Origin of the sequence: Acetivibrio ethanolgignens (genome assembly GCF_001461035.1) — a bacterium.
Taxonomy (GTDB): domain Bacteria; phylum Bacillota; class Clostridia; order Lachnospirales; family Lachnospiraceae; genus Velocimicrobium; species Velocimicrobium ethanolgignens.
Map to the genome: position 1 here is coordinate 1 of NZ_LNAM01000146.1, position 19,655 is coordinate 19,655.

Annotated in this window: 17 protein-coding genes; all 17 read right to left on the reverse strand. The window is 39.8% G+C overall.

The annotated features are described in order from the left end of the window. Nucleotides 1-374 precede the first annotated feature (374 nt). Nucleotides 375-1,076, reverse strand: a complete 702-nt coding sequence (locus ASU35_RS07245) for a restriction endonuclease (protein ID WP_058352360.1) — start codon at nucleotides 1,074-1,076, stop codon at nucleotides 375-377. Beyond that, nucleotides 1,077-1,412 carry a hypothetical protein gene (locus ASU35_RS07250; protein ID WP_242861228.1) on the reverse strand — a complete coding sequence of 112 codons (336 nt, stop codon included), beginning with the start codon at nucleotides 1,410-1,412 and terminating at the stop codon, nucleotides 1,077-1,079. Then, on the reverse strand, nucleotides 1,381-2,487 hold the full coding sequence (locus ASU35_RS07255) for a hypothetical protein (RefSeq protein ID WP_058352391.1): 1,107 nt from the start codon (nucleotides 2,485-2,487) through the stop codon (nucleotides 1,381-1,383). The genes ASU35_RS07250 and ASU35_RS07255 overlap by 32 nt, the downstream gene beginning before the upstream one ends. 484 nt (nucleotides 2,488-2,971) lie before the next feature. Beyond that, nucleotides 2,972-4,396, reverse strand: a complete 1,425-nt coding sequence (locus ASU35_RS07260; protein WP_058352362.1) for a hypothetical protein — start codon at nucleotides 4,394-4,396, stop codon at nucleotides 2,972-2,974. Between the two features lie 154 nt (nucleotides 4,397-4,550). Further along, nucleotides 4,551-7,175, reverse strand: coding sequence for a pyruvate, phosphate dikinase (gene ppdK, locus ASU35_RS07265; RefSeq protein ID WP_058352363.1), 2,625 nt, complete (start codon nucleotides 7,173-7,175; stop codon nucleotides 4,551-4,553). A 104-nt stretch (nucleotides 7,176-7,279) separates the two neighbouring features. Next, nucleotides 7,280-8,653, reverse strand: a complete 1,374-nt coding sequence (locus tag ASU35_RS07270; protein ID WP_058352364.1) for a putative bifunctional diguanylate cyclase/phosphodiesterase — start codon at nucleotides 8,651-8,653, stop codon at nucleotides 7,280-7,282. A 152-nt stretch (nucleotides 8,654-8,805) separates the two neighbouring features. After that, nucleotides 8,806-10,194, reverse strand: a complete 1,389-nt coding sequence (locus tag ASU35_RS07275) for a glycine--tRNA ligase (protein WP_058352365.1) — start codon at nucleotides 10,192-10,194, stop codon at nucleotides 8,806-8,808. An 18-nt stretch (nucleotides 10,195-10,212) separates the two neighbouring features. Continuing rightward, nucleotides 10,213-10,803, reverse strand: a complete 591-nt coding sequence (locus tag ASU35_RS07280; RefSeq protein WP_058352366.1) for a hypothetical protein — start codon at nucleotides 10,801-10,803, stop codon at nucleotides 10,213-10,215. 82 nt (nucleotides 10,804-10,885) lie between these two features. Further along, nucleotides 10,886-11,623, reverse strand: coding sequence for a DNA repair protein RecO (recO, locus tag ASU35_RS07285; protein WP_058352367.1), 738 nt, complete (start codon nucleotides 11,621-11,623; stop codon nucleotides 10,886-10,888). Further along, entirely contained in the window at nucleotides 11,565-11,744 is a 180-nt protein-coding gene (locus ASU35_RS19710) for a hypothetical protein (RefSeq protein ID WP_242861226.1), read from the reverse strand. The genes recO and ASU35_RS19710 overlap by 59 nt, the downstream gene beginning before the upstream one ends. A 70-nt stretch (nucleotides 11,745-11,814) precedes the next feature. After that, nucleotides 11,815-12,720 (reverse strand): GTPase Era, encoded by a 906-nt coding sequence (gene era / locus ASU35_RS07295; RefSeq protein ID WP_058352392.1) that lies wholly within the window; start codon nucleotides 12,718-12,720, stop codon nucleotides 11,815-11,817. Nucleotides 12,721-12,742: 22 nt separating this feature from the next. Beyond that, nucleotides 12,743-15,658: an insulinase family protein gene (locus ASU35_RS07300; RefSeq protein ID WP_058352369.1), complete on the reverse strand. Its 2,916-nt coding sequence runs from the start codon at nucleotides 15,656-15,658 to the stop codon at nucleotides 12,743-12,745. A gap of 161 nt (nucleotides 15,659-15,819) precedes the next feature. After that, nucleotides 15,820-17,094: an adenylosuccinate synthase gene (locus tag ASU35_RS07305; protein ID WP_058352393.1), complete on the reverse strand. Its 1,275-nt coding sequence runs from the start codon at nucleotides 17,092-17,094 to the stop codon at nucleotides 15,820-15,822. 132 nt (nucleotides 17,095-17,226) lie between these two features. Next, nucleotides 17,227-18,108: a LysR family transcriptional regulator gene (locus ASU35_RS07310; RefSeq protein ID WP_058352394.1), complete on the reverse strand. Its 882-nt coding sequence runs from the start codon at nucleotides 18,106-18,108 to the stop codon at nucleotides 17,227-17,229. After that, nucleotides 18,092-18,364, reverse strand: coding sequence for a hypothetical protein (locus tag ASU35_RS07315; protein ID WP_058352370.1), 273 nt, complete (start codon nucleotides 18,362-18,364; stop codon nucleotides 18,092-18,094). The genes ASU35_RS07310 and ASU35_RS07315 overlap by 17 nt, the downstream gene beginning before the upstream one ends. 11 nt (nucleotides 18,365-18,375) lie before the next feature. After that, nucleotides 18,376-19,476, reverse strand: coding sequence for an HD-GYP domain-containing protein (locus tag ASU35_RS07320; protein ID WP_058352371.1), 1,101 nt, complete (start codon nucleotides 19,474-19,476; stop codon nucleotides 18,376-18,378). Continuing rightward, on the reverse strand, nucleotides 19,461-19,655 hold a 195-nt coding region (locus tag ASU35_RS19880; protein WP_187142679.1), incomplete at its 5' end, for a hypothetical protein. The genes ASU35_RS19880 and ASU35_RS07320, both read right to left, overlap by 16 nt.

A 19,655-nucleotide genomic window follows, 5' to 3' on the forward strand; every position in this document is an offset into this window, starting at 1 on the left:
CTTTTAATTAAAACATAGGCAGATGAATAATTCCATACGGTGGATTATTCATCGCTTACAACTATTTTACACTACCGATACGCTTATCGTATTTAACTGTTAATCAAGGTCTATGAATACCCTTACAGTGGTATCTCTCCACTGATTTTTCCTTACATACTGTCCGTTAGCCTTTCGATAGGCTGCTGCCTGCTCGAAACTAAGCGGCAATTCAAAGGAAAGAGAACTCCTACCTATTTGCAAGTGCAGCCTGTGTGGCGGTGGTACAGTAGTGAGTCATGAAATAAATTTTTAAGATTATTTCATGTTATAACAACAAACCTTAAAATTGCACATATAAGATTAATGTTTTACTTTCCTCTCAATATACTTCTTTATATCATACAATTTTGTGCTTCATGTTTCACAATATATTTATCATAGTCTATTTCATTCTTTAAAGCTGTGTACTTATCATATATAAGTGAAAATATGCTTTTCTCACAATCACATACCTGCTTTAAATCATCCTTATCAATGACAATAATATATTTGTTTTCGTGCAAAGCCACTTTTTTAATCAAGCCTTTTGAATCACTCCATTTACCTCTACCCGAAACTCCGTCCCATGATACCATTATTCCAAAATTAGTATTTGTAACTGCCATCAAAGAGCAAAACTTACCTATGTATGTTACCTTTACAGAGCCATTATAATTTTTGCATTCACATAAAAACGACTCACCAAAGCAAGGAAATGCGTTACTTATACCAGACAATCTTGCATTTTCAGTCCACCTAATCAGCAAGTCTATTTCATTTGTACTAGTTCTACAATTTCTATAAACATCAAAAAGATTTTCTACACTCTTACTAAATAAGATGGAAGTTAATTCTTCTAACTTTTGTCCTTTCTGCCTCTTTGTTAATCCCCCATCTTTTATTTCACTATACAGATGTGAACACTGAATCCTATGCTCCTCTGCAAGCATTAGTAGTCTGGAATTATATCTGCTTGATGCTGTCATTAAATCAGCCAATGTGTACCCTGCCTGCTTTAACAACTGTTCTGCACTTCTAAATCTTTCTTCGTCCAATTACAAAACCTTATATATAATAATAGCATGCTGCAATGGATTATCAATTTCAGTATCGCAATGTACACAGCTTACGAATTCTGGAATTTCCAAAACAGTTTTATAATAATTACCAGTAAACCTTTGGCATATTGGACAATAAATTTGCAGATATTGTTCAACAATCCCTTCATCCACACACATTTCAAAAATGTCATAGATTTCCTTAATAGATATACCTAGTTCTCTATGTATTGCATCTGGGTATATCCAGTCTTTTGAATGGTATTGTTCCATAAAACTTATAAATGCATCACAATCAATATTAAATTTTTTCTCCTTCAACAAAGGAGCCACTCTTTGAAAGATATTCGATTGCATCATTCATTCGCCCCATTCCTAAATCTTTACAGTTTCCAGTTATATGTTGTAATAACGTATACTTATCATTAAAATAATCAAATGTCAATTTTACTATGTAACTTTGTGGCTCTACAGGTTTTACCCATTTTACATATATGTATGGATAACTTGCCGTAGCTTCTTTTTCATACAGATACTGTAATAAGAGTTGCTTTACCTCATCTGCTTCATTGAATAACTCTTCATTTTCATCAATCAACTCTCTAAGTTCGCCAATAAATGGTAATAAATAGTCTCCGTTTTCAGATGCAGTGAGCTCCGCAGAACCACCAGATTTCATTTCCATCATCTGCTTGTACATTCTAACTTCTGTATTCTGAATATCATTTATTATCTTTATTGTATCAGTGTGTTCGCAAACAAACAACTCTAACTCCAGAGTATCCTTAATCCATTCTATGCATGTTGTAACAATTTTAGAATAGGAATCTCTATCAACTTGCTCATTATAACTATAACGCATAGAATCATATCTAATCTCTAATATATTTATCGACGGATTTATATAAATAACTATAGGGTATCTATAAACAATTTGGTCAAATGTTTCAGATTGCAAACAAACCTTTTGTAAAACAAACTTTACAAAATATTTACCATTTTCCATTATTACAACAGGCTCTGCTTCTTTTAGATTCCTATCAATGACATAATCTGGCTGATAACATTCTTTATCAAAAACTTTAATCTGCTTTTCTATTAAGATATCTTCTATTGTTTTTTCAGTTGTATTATAAAAGAAAGGTACTGAATACTTGTATAACTTTTTATACTCAAGTTCCTCATAAAAATTCATAAAAGACTTCGTGGTTGCAGTCTTTGTTATAATTCCCTTAAAATCCCTTTTTGATTCAAAAAACAAAGTATCTTCATTATCACTCAGCTTACACTGGGCATCATATGTTATTCTATTCTCTGTCTCCAACTGTTTACAAATAAAATGTTGAAAATTATTAGAGCTACAAAGTATTGTATTTTTATAGAATTCTAAAAACGTTGTCTCATCCATAGGGGTACGCATAGCATCACCAACTTTCAATAAATATATAAATTATATTCTACTACATTCCTTGTTACTTTTCCACATTTTTCTTGACTTTTGTGTTTCAGCCAATTTTTAAAAATAATAAGTACTTTCTATTTTTACTTTATCTGTAGACTAATATCCATCAAAGCTGCATAAAATTAATCTTTTCAATTACTCAATTCTTGGCAATTGCTTCCCATGCTATTACCAGTTATGCAATATTACACTCAGAACTTATAATCTCCGCACTCCTGGTATAATCTCCAGTTATAGCTTCATTCCTTTTGTCAGTCTCATAATTTTCTTATATCAATCATTACTCGGATAATATAAAAATCAAGCCAAAGTGTAGCATATTTTTCTTTCTTTTATCAAGAAAACATAATCGAATCCCAAAAAAAATATCAATTTAATATCATACCTTACAAATAAACAAATATCACCTTATAAAACGATAATTTTCTTATTATACTTGTAGAATATTCTTCTCTATCCACTCGATAAATATGTATCTTAATTCTTCTCTTGTGCGGATATATATTTTCTCTTTTTCAAAAAAATCTCCACAAAAAGCTAAATCTAAATTACAATCATATTCAAAAAAATGAGTTTCTCCCGCATGAAAATGACCAGACCTTATCTTTCCATATATATATTTAAAAAAATTTACATCGAATTCTTTCTTCCCTGAATACTTTTTACAAAAATTTATAAATTTGTCCATGTCACTTGAGCATTCTTTCATATAGCTTTCTGTCTTTTCAGTCTTTGAAAGTGTTTCAATCGCAGATATAAAGTATGAAATCATTGCGGTTGGGCTCAACGCACAATAACAGTGAGCATGATTATGCAATTTACATGCATTTAAAAAATAAAGAAATTTCTCCTTATGCTGCTCTTCAAATTTTTTAATTTTTCTAAAAAAGGAAAAATGTTCTGATACCAGTTCATGGTTCATATTATAATAACTTATTTTTTTATTTATTCTTTCATTTTTTATGCTAACTCTTTTACTTTTGTCTATCTCACGTTTTCTAAAAATATCATCCAATTCTTTATTATATGAAGAAGAAGTTATAAAACCATTTTCTGCCCCTAAAAAATTGTAATCATTTAAAATCATTCTATTTTCATCATCAACTGCGACTAAACCATTCATATTATCGAACACAAATAGATTTAATTCAGTATCATCAAAGCCACTACTAACAACGGTTCCATATAAAGTATATGAACCGTTACCCACATCATTTGGAATATCCGCTAAAACAATATTTTCTCTTGTATTATATGGCTCAATTCCAATGTCTAATAAAACTGATAGTTCCACACAAAACTCTAAAAATAAATTATATGCAATTGTTCTAGCGGCAGAAAGATTAAATGAATACACTTCAATATCGCAGTACATCAACTGTTCTTTCGGACAAGCTGTTATTGTTTCTACATTAAATACTTCATCTCTACCTTTTATTTCATATGCAAATAATCTTACTGCATTTTTCCAATTAAAATAATCATTCCATTCAAACGGATACTCTGCATAGTATCTTCCATATGTTCTAACAACATATTTATTTTTTCCTTTTAATAGAATACTAAATATTTCAGAAAAACAATTATCAAATATATCGTCTATTTCATAAATTGAATCTTCTTTTTCTATGCCTGCCACTCTTATGGTTATTTTAGCATCATCTAATGTCATATCAAAAATAGCCTGAATCGATAAGACCTTCTCTCTCCAAACTAATGAATAACTAAATTCATATTCATCCCTTTTTCCAGAATAGCATTTTGCTTTTTTAGTTTCATAATAACACTTTATCTCATCTATATGTTCTAATATAATTTCTCTTCGATACTTATCAAATGTTTTCTCTTTTATCATCCGTTTGTTCTCCTCTTCAAATAGGAAATATGAAGTAGCTATGGTAAAAAGTCCGTTCCAAAGGATTTCACACTCTTGGAACGGACTTAAAAAATTCTTATACCTATAGACTAATAGTCTTCACAGCCGCATAAATTTAAGCGTTTTCAATTGCTTACTTCTGGGCAAGTGCAGCCTGTGCAGCAGCTAAGCGTGCGATTGGCACACGGAATGGAGAACAGGAAACGTAGGTCAAGCCTACCTTATGGCAGAACTCAACAGAGCTTGGATCTCCACCATGCTCACCACAGATACCTAGCTTAATATCAGGTCTGGTAGCACGACCCTTTTCTGCTGCCATCTTAACCAGCTGGCCCACACCGTTCTGGTCTAATCTTGCGAATGGGTCAGACTCATAAATCTTAGCCTTGTAATAAGCATCTAAGAACTTGCCAGCATCATCACGGGAGAAACCAAAGGTCATCTGTGTTAAGTCGTTAGTACCGAAGGAGAAGAACTCAGCCTCCTCAGCGATTTCGTCAGCAAGTAAAGCAGCACGAGGAATCTCAATCATAGTACCGATATGATACTTGATGTCAGAATTCTTCTCTTTCTTAACCTGCTCAGCAACTTCTACTACAACGTCCTTAACGAACTTAAGCTCTTTCTTCTCGCCTACTAGTGGAATCATGATTTCCGGAACGATGTCGTAGCCCTTCTCAGCCTTAACCTCAATAGCAGCTTCCATAACGGCTCTGGTCTGCATCTTAGCGATTTCAGGATAAGTAACAGCCAGACGACAGCCTCTGTGACCCATCATTGGGTTAAACTCATGTAAGGAATCGCAGGTAGCCTTAACCTGCTCTACAGTTAAGCCCATCTCATCAGCTAATGCCTTAATGTCCTCTTCCTTGGTAGGAACGAACTCATGAAGAGGTGGATCTAAGTAACGTACGGTCATTGGCTTTCCTTCCAGTGCCTCGTACATAGCCTTGAAGTCAGCCTTCTGGAACTCAAGCAGTTCATTTAAAGCAGCTTCTCTTCCTTCTACAGTCTCAGAAAGGATCATCTTTCTGATCTTAGGAATTCTTTCCTCCTCAAAGAACATATGCTCTGTACGGCAAAGACCGATACCTTCAGCACCCAGACGAACTGCGTTCTTTGTATCTGCAGGTGTGTCTGCATTGGTTCTAACCTGAAGCTTTCTATACTTATCAGCCCACTCCATAATACGTCCAAAGTTTCCGCCGACAGAAGCTTCTACAGTCTTGATATCTCCTAAATAAATCTTACCTGTGGAACCATCCAGAGAAATATAATCTCCTTCTTTGATGGTGTGTCCACCAAGCTCGAATGTCTTAGCCTCTTCATTAATCTTAATCTCACCGCAGCCGGATACACAAGCGGTACCCATACCACGGGCAACTACTGCTGCATGGCTTGTCATACCACCACGAACAGTCAGGATACCCCGGGATGCATGCATACCCTCAATATCCTCTGGGGAAGTCTCAAGACGAACAAGGATAACTCTTTCACCCTTCTCACCAGCAGCCTTAGCTTCCTCTGCTGTAAAGTATACCTTACCGGCTGCAGCTCCAGGAGAAGCAGGAAGTGCAGAACCGATAACCTCGCCAGCCTTTAATGCAGCTGTGTCAAAGGTAGGATGTAACAGCTGGTCTAAGGACTTAGCTTCGATTCTAAGTACAGCCTCCTCTGGAGTAATCTTTCCTTCATCTACTAAATCACAAGCAATCTGTAATGCAGCAGGAGCAGTTCTCTTACCATTACGGGTCTGTAAGAAGAATAACTTACCCTCCTGAATAGTAAACTCCATATCCTGCATATCGCGGTAATGATCCTCTAACTTGGACGCAATAGCCATGAATTCCTTGTAGCACTCTGGCATATCCTCTTCCAGCTTGCTAATAGGCTGTGGTGTACGAACACCAGCAACCACGTCTTCACCCTGTGCATTAATCAGGTACTCACCGAAGATACCCTTTGCACCAGTGGATGGGTTACGGGTAAATGCAACACCGGTACCTGATGTATCACCCATGTTACCAAATACCATGGTCTGTACGTTAACAGCAGTTCCCCAGTCACCAGGGATATCATTCATACGACGGTAAACAATGGCACGAGGGTTGTCCCAGGAACGGAATACAGCCTTTACAGCCTCCATTAACTGAACCTTTGGATCCTGCGGGAAATCCTGTCCATTCATAGCCTCTTTGTAAACAGCCTTGAACTTCTCAGCTAATTCCTTTAAGTCATTGGCATCCAAATCGGTATCGAAATGGACACCCTTTGCTTCCTTCATCTCATCGATAATCTTTTCGAAATAAGACTTTGGAACCTCCATAACTACATCAGAGAACATCTGAATAAATCTTCTATAAGAGTCATAAGCAAATCTAGGATTGCCAGTTTTCTTTGCAAAGCCTTCTACAGATACATCATTTAAACCTAAGTTTAAGATAGTATCCATCATACCAGGCATGGAAGCTCTGGCTCCGGAGCGAACAGAAACCAGTAAAGGATTCTCGGTATCACCGAATTTCTTTCCGTTTTCTTTTTCCAGCCACTCTAAAGCTTCAAAAATCTGACCCTGGATTTCTTCTGTAATTTTCTTTCCACTGTTGTAATAATCGGTACAAGCTTCTGTTGTAACAGTAAAGCCCTGTGGAATTGGCAAACCTAATTTGGTCATTTCTGCCAGGTTAGCACCCTTTCCACCCAGAAGATTACGCATGTCGGCATTACCTTCTTTGAACAAATATACCCATTTTGCCATTTTTAGTTCCTCCTAAATATGTAATATTATATAAATACTCCTAAATAGAGTGTTTATTCATGTTTTTTTATAAACCCATCCTTGCATATTATATCATAGTACGCTTAGCTTTGTCCAGTGATTTTGCTTTCAAACTCCGGTAGTGGAAGCGGCTTGGAAAACAGGTATCCCTGGGCTACTTCGCAGTGAATTTCCCTTAAAAAATCTGCCTGTTTTTTTGTTTCTACACCCTCGCACACCGTATGCATATTTATCTTTCTCGCCATGCTGACAACCTGAGCAATAATGATCTTACTCTTTATGGATTCCTCCACTTCCTCTAAAAAGCCCCGGTCAATTTTTAATACATCTGCCGGTATCTGCTTTAACAGATTCAATGACGAGTATCCGCTTCCAAAATCATCAATGGAAATCCGGAATCCGATGTTCTTAAGGGTCATAACTATCCTTTTCATAGTTTCCTCATCATCACTGAATACACTTTCTGTAAGCTCCAGCTCAACAAGCTTTACCGGAATCTCATATTTTTTCAACAGTGCTATCAAATCCGATATAAAATTAGGAGTGCCCAGATGGACCCTTGAAACATTAACTGACACCGGTACTACCCGGCGACCTTCCTTAATCCACTTCTGCAGATGACGGCAGACTTCTTCATATACATAAAAGTCCAGACGGATGATAAAACCGTTCTTCTCAAAAAGCGGAATAAACAGGTCAGGTCCAATCATTCCCTTATCAGGGTCAATCCATCGTACCAGTGCTTCGGCACCCTCAATCACCTCTGTCTGCAAATTATATTTTGGTTGATAATACACACAGAATTCGCCATTCTCCAGAGCCTTCTCCATCTTGCTCTCGATTTCATTTTCCAGAGCACTGCGTTTTGCCGTTTCATCATCAAAATAGGCAATTATCTGATTTAAATTTCCTTTAATCTGCTTCTTTGCGATGTTTGCCCGGTCAATATATTCCGTAATCCTTGCTTCTGAATCCCGCCTTTCAATCTTACAGATACCTATCTTAATCTGAAGCCGGAAATAATGGTTGGAATATTCATGCATATTCGCCTCAAACTCCTGAAGTTTTCTGGTCAGAAGTTTCTCACATTCTATGCCATCATTTTCCACTATTCCAACGAACTCATCTGCTGCAATCCTTGCGTAAATTCCCTGGTTTTCAAAAATTCTGGCAAACTGATCTGCCTCCTCCCGAAGAACCTCATCTCCGGTACTGTACCCAAAGGTATCATTAATATAGTTGAATTTGTCGACATCGGTAGAAATCAGATAGTACTCTTTATTTTTATTATGATTCAAAAGACGTTCTGCTTCTTTTATAAACTTGTTACGGTTCCAGACTCCTGTCAGGTCATCCTTCATGGCAAGCTGGCGGTAGTATACCTCCTTGCGATGCAGTACAAAAAGGGTAGCTGCTGCAAAAAAACCTAATATTCCAAGAATAAAAAACAGATTCAAGGTAGCCTATTTTCAGAGGTTCTTTTTGTTTTTCCTCCGCAGAAACAACGGTTATATTTATAAAACAAAATACGAAAAAGCACAGTAAGAGCCACCACCTTTTTCTATGTTTTTTCATATTCCCAGCACCTCCAGTTCGATAAGCTGCTCTTCTAGAATTCAAATTTCTTCTCGAAATATGACTTTAAATCTTCAATTTTAATTCTTTCCTGCTCCATGGTATCACGGTCACGAACAGTTACCGCACCATCTGTCTCAGAGTCAAAATCGTAGGTGATGCAAAACGGGGTACCAATCTCATCCTGTCTTCTGTAACGCTTTCCAATATTTCCTCTGTCATCAAATTCGCAGTTCCACTTTTTGGAAAGCTCCATAAATACCTTTTCTGCAGGCTCAGACAGCTTCTTTGAAAGTGGAAGTACACCGATTTTAACTGGTGCTAAAGCTGGATGGAAATGAAGTACAGTACGTACATCGCCTCCCTCTAGTTCTTCTTCATCATAAGCACCACAAAGGAAAGCCAGGGTCACACGGTCAGCACCTAAGGATGGCTCAATAACATATGGGATGTATTTTTCTTTCTTTTCATCATCAAAATAGTCCATTGGCTCACCAGATACATTCTGATGCTGGGTCAAATCATAGTCTGTTCTGTCAGCAATCCCCCACAGCTCGCCCCAGCCAAATGGGAATAAAAACTCAATATCCGTTGTAGCTTTACTGTAGAAAGACAGCTCCTCCTTCTCATGGTCACGGACACGCATCTCCTCTTCCTTCATCCCCAGGGACTTCAGCCAGTTGATGCAGAACTCCTTCCAGTATGCAAACCACTCAAGGTCTGTATCCGGCTCACAGAAAAACTCCAGCTCCATCTGCTCAAACTCTCTGGTACGGAAGGTAAAGTTACCCGGAGTAATTTCGTTACGGAAGGACTTTCCAATCTGTCCGATACCAAATGGAATTTTCTTTCTTGAGGTTCTCTGCACATTTTTAAAGTTTACAAAAATACCCTGAGCTGTCTCAGGACGTAAATATACGGTATTCTTGGCATCCTCGGTAACGCCCTGAAAGGTCTTAAACATCAAATTAAACTGACGAATTTCAGTAAAGTTGTGCTTACCACAGCTTGGGCAGACAATAGCATGCTCTTCAATGTATTTTGCCATCTCCTCATTAGACCATGCATCGACACTTCCTTCTATGGTAATACCCTTTTCCTGCATGTAATCCTCAATCAGCTTGTCTGCACGAAAACGCTCATGGCACTCCTTGCAGTCCATCAATGGGTCGGAAAAGCTTCCCAGATGTCCAGAAGCAACCCAGGTCTGTGGATTCATTAAAATTGCACAGTCAACACCTACGTTGTATGGATTTTCCTGAATAAACTTCTGCCACCATGCTTTCTTTACGTTATTCTTAAGTTCTACACCAAGATTACCATAATCCCAGGTATTGGCCAGACCACCATAAATTTCAGAGCCTGGGTACACAAAGCCTCTGGCTTTGGCTAAAGCTACGATTTTGTCCATTGTTTTTTCCATGTGTGATATCCACCTTTCTTATTTAAAAATAATAATTGAAGCCTCAGTTCCTGATGTATGTACGCTTTCCGTACTCTTTGCCGCACAGTTCTGATAATAAAGAACTGTTCCATCTAAAATAACATCATATTCCTCTGTAATAATTGCTACTTTATTTTTGGGATCTGCTTTTATAGCCTCCAGACTGGTACTGCTTCCATCTGCCATATTTTTCATGGTGTCCGGCAAAACTCCCTGGGCATAAGCCTCATCAAAGGTTATCAAACTGGCCTGAGTTTTATTCGCTTCTGCATAATCCTCTATACTGGCATACTTTATAACCATCCTGGCCTGTCCCTTTTCTTCTATTGCCAGGGAAGAAAGCTTTATCCTGTCTTTTTCAGACTGGCTGTTGTAATCTTCTATCTCTTCCTCAATAAAGCTCTCCAGCTCTTCCTTTACATAATACTCCTTATCAAAGCTTTCCACAATACCACTTACAATACTGCCATCCTTACTGATATACAGCGTATCTGCCGTAAGCTCTTCTGCCTTCAGTCCCGGATTTTTGCTGCATCCGGTCACAAAAAGACAGGTCAGCAAAAGACATACAAGTCCCTTTTTCTTCATGGTAAACCTCCATACCATCCATAGTGGCTGGCTAATCCCTTTTATTCTACCTTATTTAGTGCCATATTTTCAACTATTATTTCTAAAACATCCTAAGAATTTCCAGACTTTTAAAGCTGTGTCCAATATAATGCCTCCGATATTCCTCCATGAGACTGGAAAATTCCAAAAGAACCTCATCACTTACCCGGAAGGTATAAAGCTTTTCCAAGGGTGCCGTAAGAATAAACTGCAATGTATATGTTAATGCCGCTGATATTTTTCTTTTTCCCGGCACTCCTCTGACACAGTCTTCGCAGATAAGTCCGCCCTTTTTCGTGTCAAACCATAGCATTTCTTCTTTTTTCCCACAGCACACACACTCAAACATCTGCGGAGCCTCGCCGTTCAGGGCAATCATTTTAAGCTCATATATGTACCGTACGAGCCTTATGTCAATCGTTCCCTTGGACAAGGCCCGCAGAGACTGGTATAAAAGCTTTAGAATGTCGGAAGCTTCTACATTTTCTCTTGTCAGATAATCCGCAAATTCACAAAAATAGAACCCATAGTAGGCTCCCTCCAGATTATCTCTCAGCTCTCCAAAATAATTAGAAATAGCCGCCGATGCTACCGTATAGGAATCCCGCCCGCGAAATACCTGGAATTCACCAAAGGCAAAGGGCTGGCTGGCTGCCAGAAGAGCATTGTTAGGCCTTCTGGCACCCCGGGCAAAGGCTGATATTTTCCCAATTTCTCTTGTTAAAATCACCAGCCGTTTATCATATTCTCCAACCGGCATGACCGACAGCACCATCCCTGTCACGGTCTCCAAATTCAATGGTTCGTCCACCTGTCTTTCTGTTCTCCAGCTGTTTTTCTTCACTGGCACAGGCATAATTCAGATAATCCGAAACGCTGCCTGTCTTTTCAAATAGTTTCCAGTAATCCAGATTCTTCATAATGTAAGCCCCCTTTTTTGTATTACTATTAGACTTTCCATTTTGAAGCGTCCTATTCGGAAAATGGCACTTAAATTCCCTTTTGGTTATAGCCATAGTTCCTCATCAAAAAATCACTGTCACGCCAATCCTTTTTAACCTTAACCCACAGCTTTAGATTCACCTTCCTATCCAGAAGATTTTCTATCTCTATCCGGGCATCTGTGCCAATCGCCTTTAACATCGAGCCCTGCTTCCCAATAATAATACCCTTGTGGGAATCTCTTTCACACACAATTGTCGCATCAATATCCACAATATGTCCATGGCGTCGAACCCTCATCTGGTCAATCGCTACTGCAATGCCATGGGGTATCTCATCATCCAGCCGCCGTAGGGCCTTTTCCCGAATAAGCTCTGCCACAATCTGCCTCTCCGGCTGGTCTGTCACGGTGTCCTCATCATAATACATTGGTCCCTCCGGCAGATATTGGAAAATTACATCGATAAGCGTGTCAGTATTCTCTCCATTAATCGCTGCCACCGGTACAATATCCGCAAATTCACAGATATCCTTATAAGCCTCAATAAAGGTGAGAATCTCTTCCTTTTTCACCGTGTCAATCTTATTAATGACCAGTACTACCGGTGTTTTCGTATTTTTCAGTTGCTCAGCAATGTGCTGCTCTCCAGCTCCAATATAGGTCGTCGGCTCCACCAGCCAGAGGATTACATCCACCTCACCAAGAGTTCTCTCTGCCACCGTTACCATGTATTCTCCCAGCTTATTTTTTGCCTTGTGAATCCCCGGCGTATCTAAGAAGATTATCTGCCCCTTTTCATCAGTATACACCGTCTGTATACGGTTTCTTGTAGTCTGGGGTTTATTGGAGGTAATTGCAATCTTCATTCCAATCAGCTGGTTCATCAGGGTGGATTTTCCTACATTCGGCCGCCCTATCAGAGTAACAAAACCGGATTTGTACTTATTTTCCATAATTTCCTCCATTCCTAAAGCATCAGCCATTCAGATTTTCTATCTGTAAAAACAGCTCTTTGTTCTCTTCAATTTTTCCTTCGTTGCCAATGACACAGAGGTTTCCTGCCTCATACACAGCAGCTGCAATCGGTGCGAGAGCCCGAATAGCCTCCTGATCCGTTGCCAGTACCTCATCTCTTTCCTTCTGTAAAAAGGCCTCATCCACACCGCAAAGATAAGCGCCAAAGGAACGGCTTCCCTTTGCCATCGGCGTCAGAGGAGTATCTAAAGCACTAATTGCCCCAATGATATATTTTGTCATATCCCGGTCAGTCACCTCAAAGCCCTTGATATAATCTGCCGTATTTTTATAAACTTCATCGGTTTTTAAAAGCTCCGGGTCCCGGTAGGATACCAGATAGCCCTTGCCATCATAGGAAAAACCGCACATACAGCCATAGGCCCCACCCTTGATGCGGATTGCATTCCACAGGTATTCATAGCTTAAAATTACCTTTAATACCCGGAGAGCTCCCGTATATGCAAGCCCCTTTTTCATATAATTGCCGCAGCGTGCCACAAATTGTACCTGTCCCGGTGTTTTTAAGCCCTCATTTTTCCGTACTGGTACAAGCTTTTCTTCCTTAAAATCTGGTTTTCTTCCCTGGAACGCTTTCAAAAGCTCAGGGACACTTTGTTCAAAGACCTGATATCCCTCCTCGTCCGCAGTAACACTGACTAAAAGGTTATCCTGGCGGAAAATCTCACCAGCCAGTCTCCTTAGTGTATTCTCTATCTCTTCCTTCTTTTCTTCAAACTGTCCTTCCAGCTCGCAGATAAAACGGTAATAACCCACACCACCAGCCAGGTCATCAAACATATCGCTTTCAGAAAAATAGGACATTCCTCTTAAAACCGCTGTGCTGTGGCCACTGGAATTCATCCGCATCTCAAGTCTTGACTTAAGCTCTGCTAAAATCTCCTGCATTCTCTTCGTATCATTGAAAATCGTATCCTCTACCATCTCACGAATCAGTAAAAAGGCTGTAGAAAGCTCCTGATACAGAGCCTTTGTCTTTATCTCAAACCGGGCCGTATAACTGTCCACATCATCCGCCCGGTTATAAATATTGACATCTGTTCCAATACCGCCGGTATGAATATTAATTTCATTAGAAAGCTCGCCAAAGCTGTGCTTTTTTGTATCTACATAGCCAAGCACGGTAGATAAAAGACTGAGCCAGGAGGCCTCCTGCCCTCTGTCCGTAACCTCAAAGCTAAACTTCACATAAGCAATACCATTGGTGTACAGATTATGATGAAGCACCTTAACAGCCCCCACTTTCTTTTCCTCTAAATACAGGCGAGCTGCCTCTTTCTTGATATCTGAAATAGAAAGCATCGGCACCGCTAAAAGCTCCTCCTCCGTTGAAGGCGTCTCCTCATAGATATGAAGCTCCTTTGTCCTTTTAACCAGCTTTTCAAGCTCCTCTTTAGAAAGGGAAGCCTTATAAGCTGCCAGCTTATTTTTTAAGCTTTCTTCTTCCCGTGCCGTAAGTCCGGCTTCTGGTTTAACAACAACCAGCGTGCTGTGTGGATTATCCAAAAGATAAGTTTCAATCAGCTCTTCATAGTAGCCGGTATCAATGGCCTTACGCAGACGGGCAAAGGTGTCATTCTCACACACATGGATAAATGGCTTCGTATCATCATACAGCCAGCTGTCTAACATCTGAATGCCATACATCAGCCCCTTCGGGAACTGTCCAAAATCTGCCTCCCGGTATTTAAATTCAAAATAATTAATGGCTGCTAAAAGGGTCTGTTTGGAAAGTCCCTCCCTGCAAAGCCTTCGCAGAGTCGTTTCAATAACCTCTAAAAAGTCTTCCTTCTGATCTTCCCCTGCATTTTTCGTGATAATAGAAAAATATGGCTGCTTGATCCCATTCTCATAGGAGCCGCTTAAGATATCATTTCCAATACCGGCATCTAAAATTGCCTGCTTTAATGGAGCTCCCGGTGCGGACAAAAGCACATAATCAAGAATCTGTATCGCCAGATACAGTTCTCTGTCAAGGCTCGTTCCCATAACTACATTATAGCTTAAATAGGTCTTATCCTCATCTGACTCTTCTGTTACCGGATAGCTTTCTATAATTGTTCTTCGTTCAGAAAAGCTCTCCTGGGTGAGAATCCTTGAATCTACCTCTTCCTTTCCGAATTTCCCGAGGTACTCCTCATCCATCCAGCGGAGCTTCTCCTCTACATCCATATTTCCATAGAGATAAATGTAGCTGTTGGACGCATGATAGTACTTCCGATGGAAATCTAAAAATTCCTCATAGCTCAAATCCGGTATATATGCAGGGTCACCACCAGACTCTACACCATAGGCGGTATCCGGGAATAAGGACTGCTGTATCAGTCGATAAAGCACCTGCTCCGGCGAGGAAAAGGCTCCCTTCATTTCATTATACACAACACCATTTATGGTAATCTCATCCTCCACCCTTTCCAGTTCGTAGTGCCAGCCTTCCTGGAGAAAAATTTCTTCTCTCTTATAAATATTCGGATGAAATACTGCATCCATGTATACATCCATCAAATTGGCAAAATCCTTGTCATTGCAGCTGGCAACGGGATATATCGTCTTGTCCGGATAGGTCATAGCATTCAGAAAAGTATTCAAAGAGCCCTTTGCCAGTTCAATAAATGGATCCTTAACTGGAAACTTCTTTGAACCACAAAGCACTGTATGCTCAATAATATGAGCTACTCCAGTGGAATTAACCGGCGGTGTCCGAAAACCAATGGAAAACACCTTGTTTTCATCCTCATTGGCAATCACAGCTACCCTTGCTCCTGTTTTTTTATGACGGTAAAGAAATCCTTCACTCTTTAAATCCTTAAGCCCCTCCTGTTTTTCCAATACATAACCTTCAATCTGTTGATTCATTTTTTCCCTCTTTTCTTCAAAAATTCTCTACGGTTCATTTTAGCATAAAAAAAGCCTTTTGTCGAACGATAACTTTTTACTAGTATTCCCTGCAAAAACAAAACTTTCCCCACAACTCACAAAAAAGTGATGCTATGGGGAAAGTTTTATTTCCTTAAATTTTATCTATAAATAATTTCATGCCGTCCCGGACCGTTGGATACCATAGTGATTGGCAGCTCAAGCTCTTTTTCGATAAACCTGATATAATTGCGGCAGTTCTCCGGCAGCTCCTCATATTTCTGAATGCCACGGATATCACATTTCCAGCCAGGCAGTACCTTATATACCGGCTTTGCCTTAGCAAGCTTACTGGTCGTTGGGAAGTCCTTCGTAATCTCACCGTCGATTTCGTAACCGACACATACCGGGATTTCATCCAGATATCCCAGCACGTCAAGTACAGTCAATGCAACCTGGGTTGTTCCCTGGATACGGCAGCCATACCGGGAGGCTACAGCATCAAACCATCCCATTCTTCTTGGACGTCCTGTAGTTGCACCATATTCTCCGCCATCTCCACCACGGCGTCTTAACTCTTCTGCTTCATCGCCAAAAATCTCACTGACAAATTCACCTGCACCTACTGCACTGGAATATGCCTTGCAGACGGTTACAATTTCCTTGATTTCATATGGTGGGATTCCCGCTCCAATCGCACCATAGGCTGCCAGTGTAGAGGATGAGGTAACCATTGGGTAAATACCATGATCCGGGTCCTTTAAGGATCCTAACTGTCCCTCTAGCAGAATTTCCTTGCCATCCTTGATGGCCTGATATAAATAAGCAGATACATCACATACATAAGGCTTAATCATCTCACGATAGCTCACAAGCTCCTGATAGATTTCCTCTGCCTGTAAAAGCGGCTTATGGTATAAATGCTCTAACAGCACATTCTTAGTTTCACAGACTCTGGCTGCCTTTTCCTTTAAAAGCTCATCATCAAACAGCTCGCTGACCTGAAATCCGATTTTTGCATATTTATCTGAGTAAAATGGTGCAATTCCAGACTTCGTAGAACCAAAGGACTTGCCTGCCAGACGCTCTTCCTCATACTGGTCAAACAAAATATGATAGGACATTACCATCTGAGCACGGTCAGATACTAAAATCTTAGGCATTGGTACATTTCTGTCTACAATGCCCCGGATTTCCTTCATCAATACCGGGATATTTAAAGCAACACCATTACCAATAATACTGGTGGTATGATTGTAAAATACTCCGGATGGCAGAGTGTGAAGGGCAAATTTTCCATACTCATTAATGATGGTATGTCCTGCATTTGCTCCGCCCTGGAAACGGATAATAATATCAGCCTTTTCAGCCAGCATATCGGTAATTTTACCTTTTCCTTCATCTCCCCAGTTTGCTCCAACGACTGCTTTTACCATAATAAAACCTCCTATTTGGCTTTCTTTTACTCCAACAGAGCCATGCTCCTGCCAAATTATCATATCATAGTTTATATTATAAGTAAAATCAATAATAATTATATTTGACATAAGTATTATCTATACAATCAGCTATACCAACTGTTCTAAAAGTCGTTCTGCAGCCGCAGACAACGGAATGTGTAAATCCGAAACAATACAAAATTCCCTTTGGGGAATGGGCTCCTCAAACTCCAGAACAAACAAGCTTCCTTCCTTTTCATATTTTTGAGCAAAATCTCTTGTAACGCTGGCAACCCCCATATTCCGCAGGGCAAACTGTACCAGCATATCGCTGGTGGCCAGCTCAAATTCCGGCTGGAGCACAATCCCCCTTTTTTGGAGGAACTCGTCCACATATCTCCGGGTACTGGTATTTTTCTCCAGACATATAATCGGCAGCCTCTCCAGCACCTGGTAGGTAAGGCTTTTTCCCTTCAGTTCAGTATATTTTTCTCCAGCAATAAATACATCTTCAATTTTCCGCACCGGGCAGACAGAAAGGTTCTTTTTATACTCAAGTGGCGAGCTAACAACACCAAAATCTATCTTGCCCTCCTGCAAATATTTTATCGTGCTAGGTGTCGGTGCGTTGGTTACCTGAATCTTTATTCCCGGATACCTTTCATGAAACCGTTCCAAAAAAGGGAGTAAATAAAATTGAAGAGTCATATCACTGGCACCAATACGAATTTCTCCCATTTCAAGATTCTGGATATTTTTCAGCCGGTTTTCCCCGAACTTAATCATCTCATATCCATTTTTTATATAAGAAAACAGTATTTCTCCCTCTCTGGTCAGCCGAACACCCTTAGAAGTACGGATAAACAAGGTGCTTCCAAGGCAGCGTTCCAGCTGCTTTACAGCCTGGCTTACTGCTGGCTGCGAAATAGAAAGTTCTTCTGCTGCCAGTGAAATTCCTCCCAGCCTTCCTACATAATAAAAAATTTTATAGTATTCAAGATTGATGTCCAATCGCTTCATTGAGCCAGATTCTTATCTCCTCTAAGCTCTCCTCTTTGAAAGGAAACCTCCTTCTTATTTTTTTCTCCTCTGGAGTGAGTTCATAACAATAAGGCTCCGGATAAACTACTGCCTCCAAAAAGAAAACCTTTTCTTCCCCTTCCTCCTCTGTTATCTGAGCAATCCGATACCTCATTCCCTCACTGCTTCCGGTGTATGCTTCTTTTTTAAAAAAGTTAAGTGGCATCATATTACGTTTTTCTACCATTCTTCCAGCTCCTAACGGATTAGATTTTCTATCCGCAGATTTTTTTCCTTCGATAAATCAACAAATTTTTCTCCAACTCGCACCATAGGCTTAGACAGAGCCTTGGAATTAATCATAATAACCTCTCCCTTTTCTCCGTTTGATAAAATAACACCCGTTCCAATATAGGATTGTATGATTTTATTTAAAAAGGGCATAAGTACGTTTGGATCGTATTTTTGTATACCTTCCCGTTCAAAATTTTCAATTACCTCAAAGGGGCAGATTCCCTTACGGTAAACCCGGTCAGCCGTCATAGCATCATAGACATCAGCTACAGCTACAATTTTTGAATACTCATTTAGCTGTTCGATGCGAACCCCCAACGGATAACCGCTTCCATCACATCTTTCATGATGGCATAGGGCCGGCAATATTACCTGACTGTTCAGATTACTTCTTTTTAAAATCTCATATCCGAAAATAGTATGTCTTTTTACTATTTCATATTCTTTATCCGTAAGCTTTGCCGGCTTTTTTATAAGCTCCGGTGGAATCTTAAGCTTTCCTATATCGTGCAGCAGTCCAGCCATAGTAACCGCACGCATATCCTCCCTCGAATACCCCAGCCACTCTGCTATCGTATTACATAGCAAAGAAACATTAACAGAATGTGCATAGGTAAGATCATCATATTCTCTCATACAATGCAGCATATCAATGGTATGCAGTCCGTTTCTGCTCTTGGATAAAATACCATCAATACCAGACATCAGCTCCTCCTGCAGGACTGTCCCTTCCTCTTCTGCCGCATTCACCAAGCTTTGCATGGTTCCCTTCAGCGATTCTACCATTCCATCAAATTTTTCATTGAATTCTTTAAATTCCTTTGTATTTACAATCTTTTTCTGATATTCTGAGATTATTGGATTTTCTTCCTCCAGCTCCTGTTTTGGTGGCTCCTCTGTGTAAATTGTAATCCTCTTGATGGAATAGTTGGATAAAATTTCCAATCCCTTTTCTGACAGGACGGTATCCTTTGCCATAATCAGCTTATAATCCTCTGTACATATATCGGCAGCCAATATCATCCCTGCTTTTGCTTTTTCTACTCTGATTACCTGTGTTCCCAAATGCTTCTTCCTTTCTTTCTCCTTCGTCGTGCCAAATACCACGGCAAAGCCGTGCCAAATACTCCAAAATCATAGATTTTGTCGCTCGCCGGGCTTCGCCCTGCTCCGCACTTCTTCGGCTTACGCCGTGCTGCAAGCTCCAAAATCATAGATTTTGTCGCTCGCCGGGCTTCGCCCTG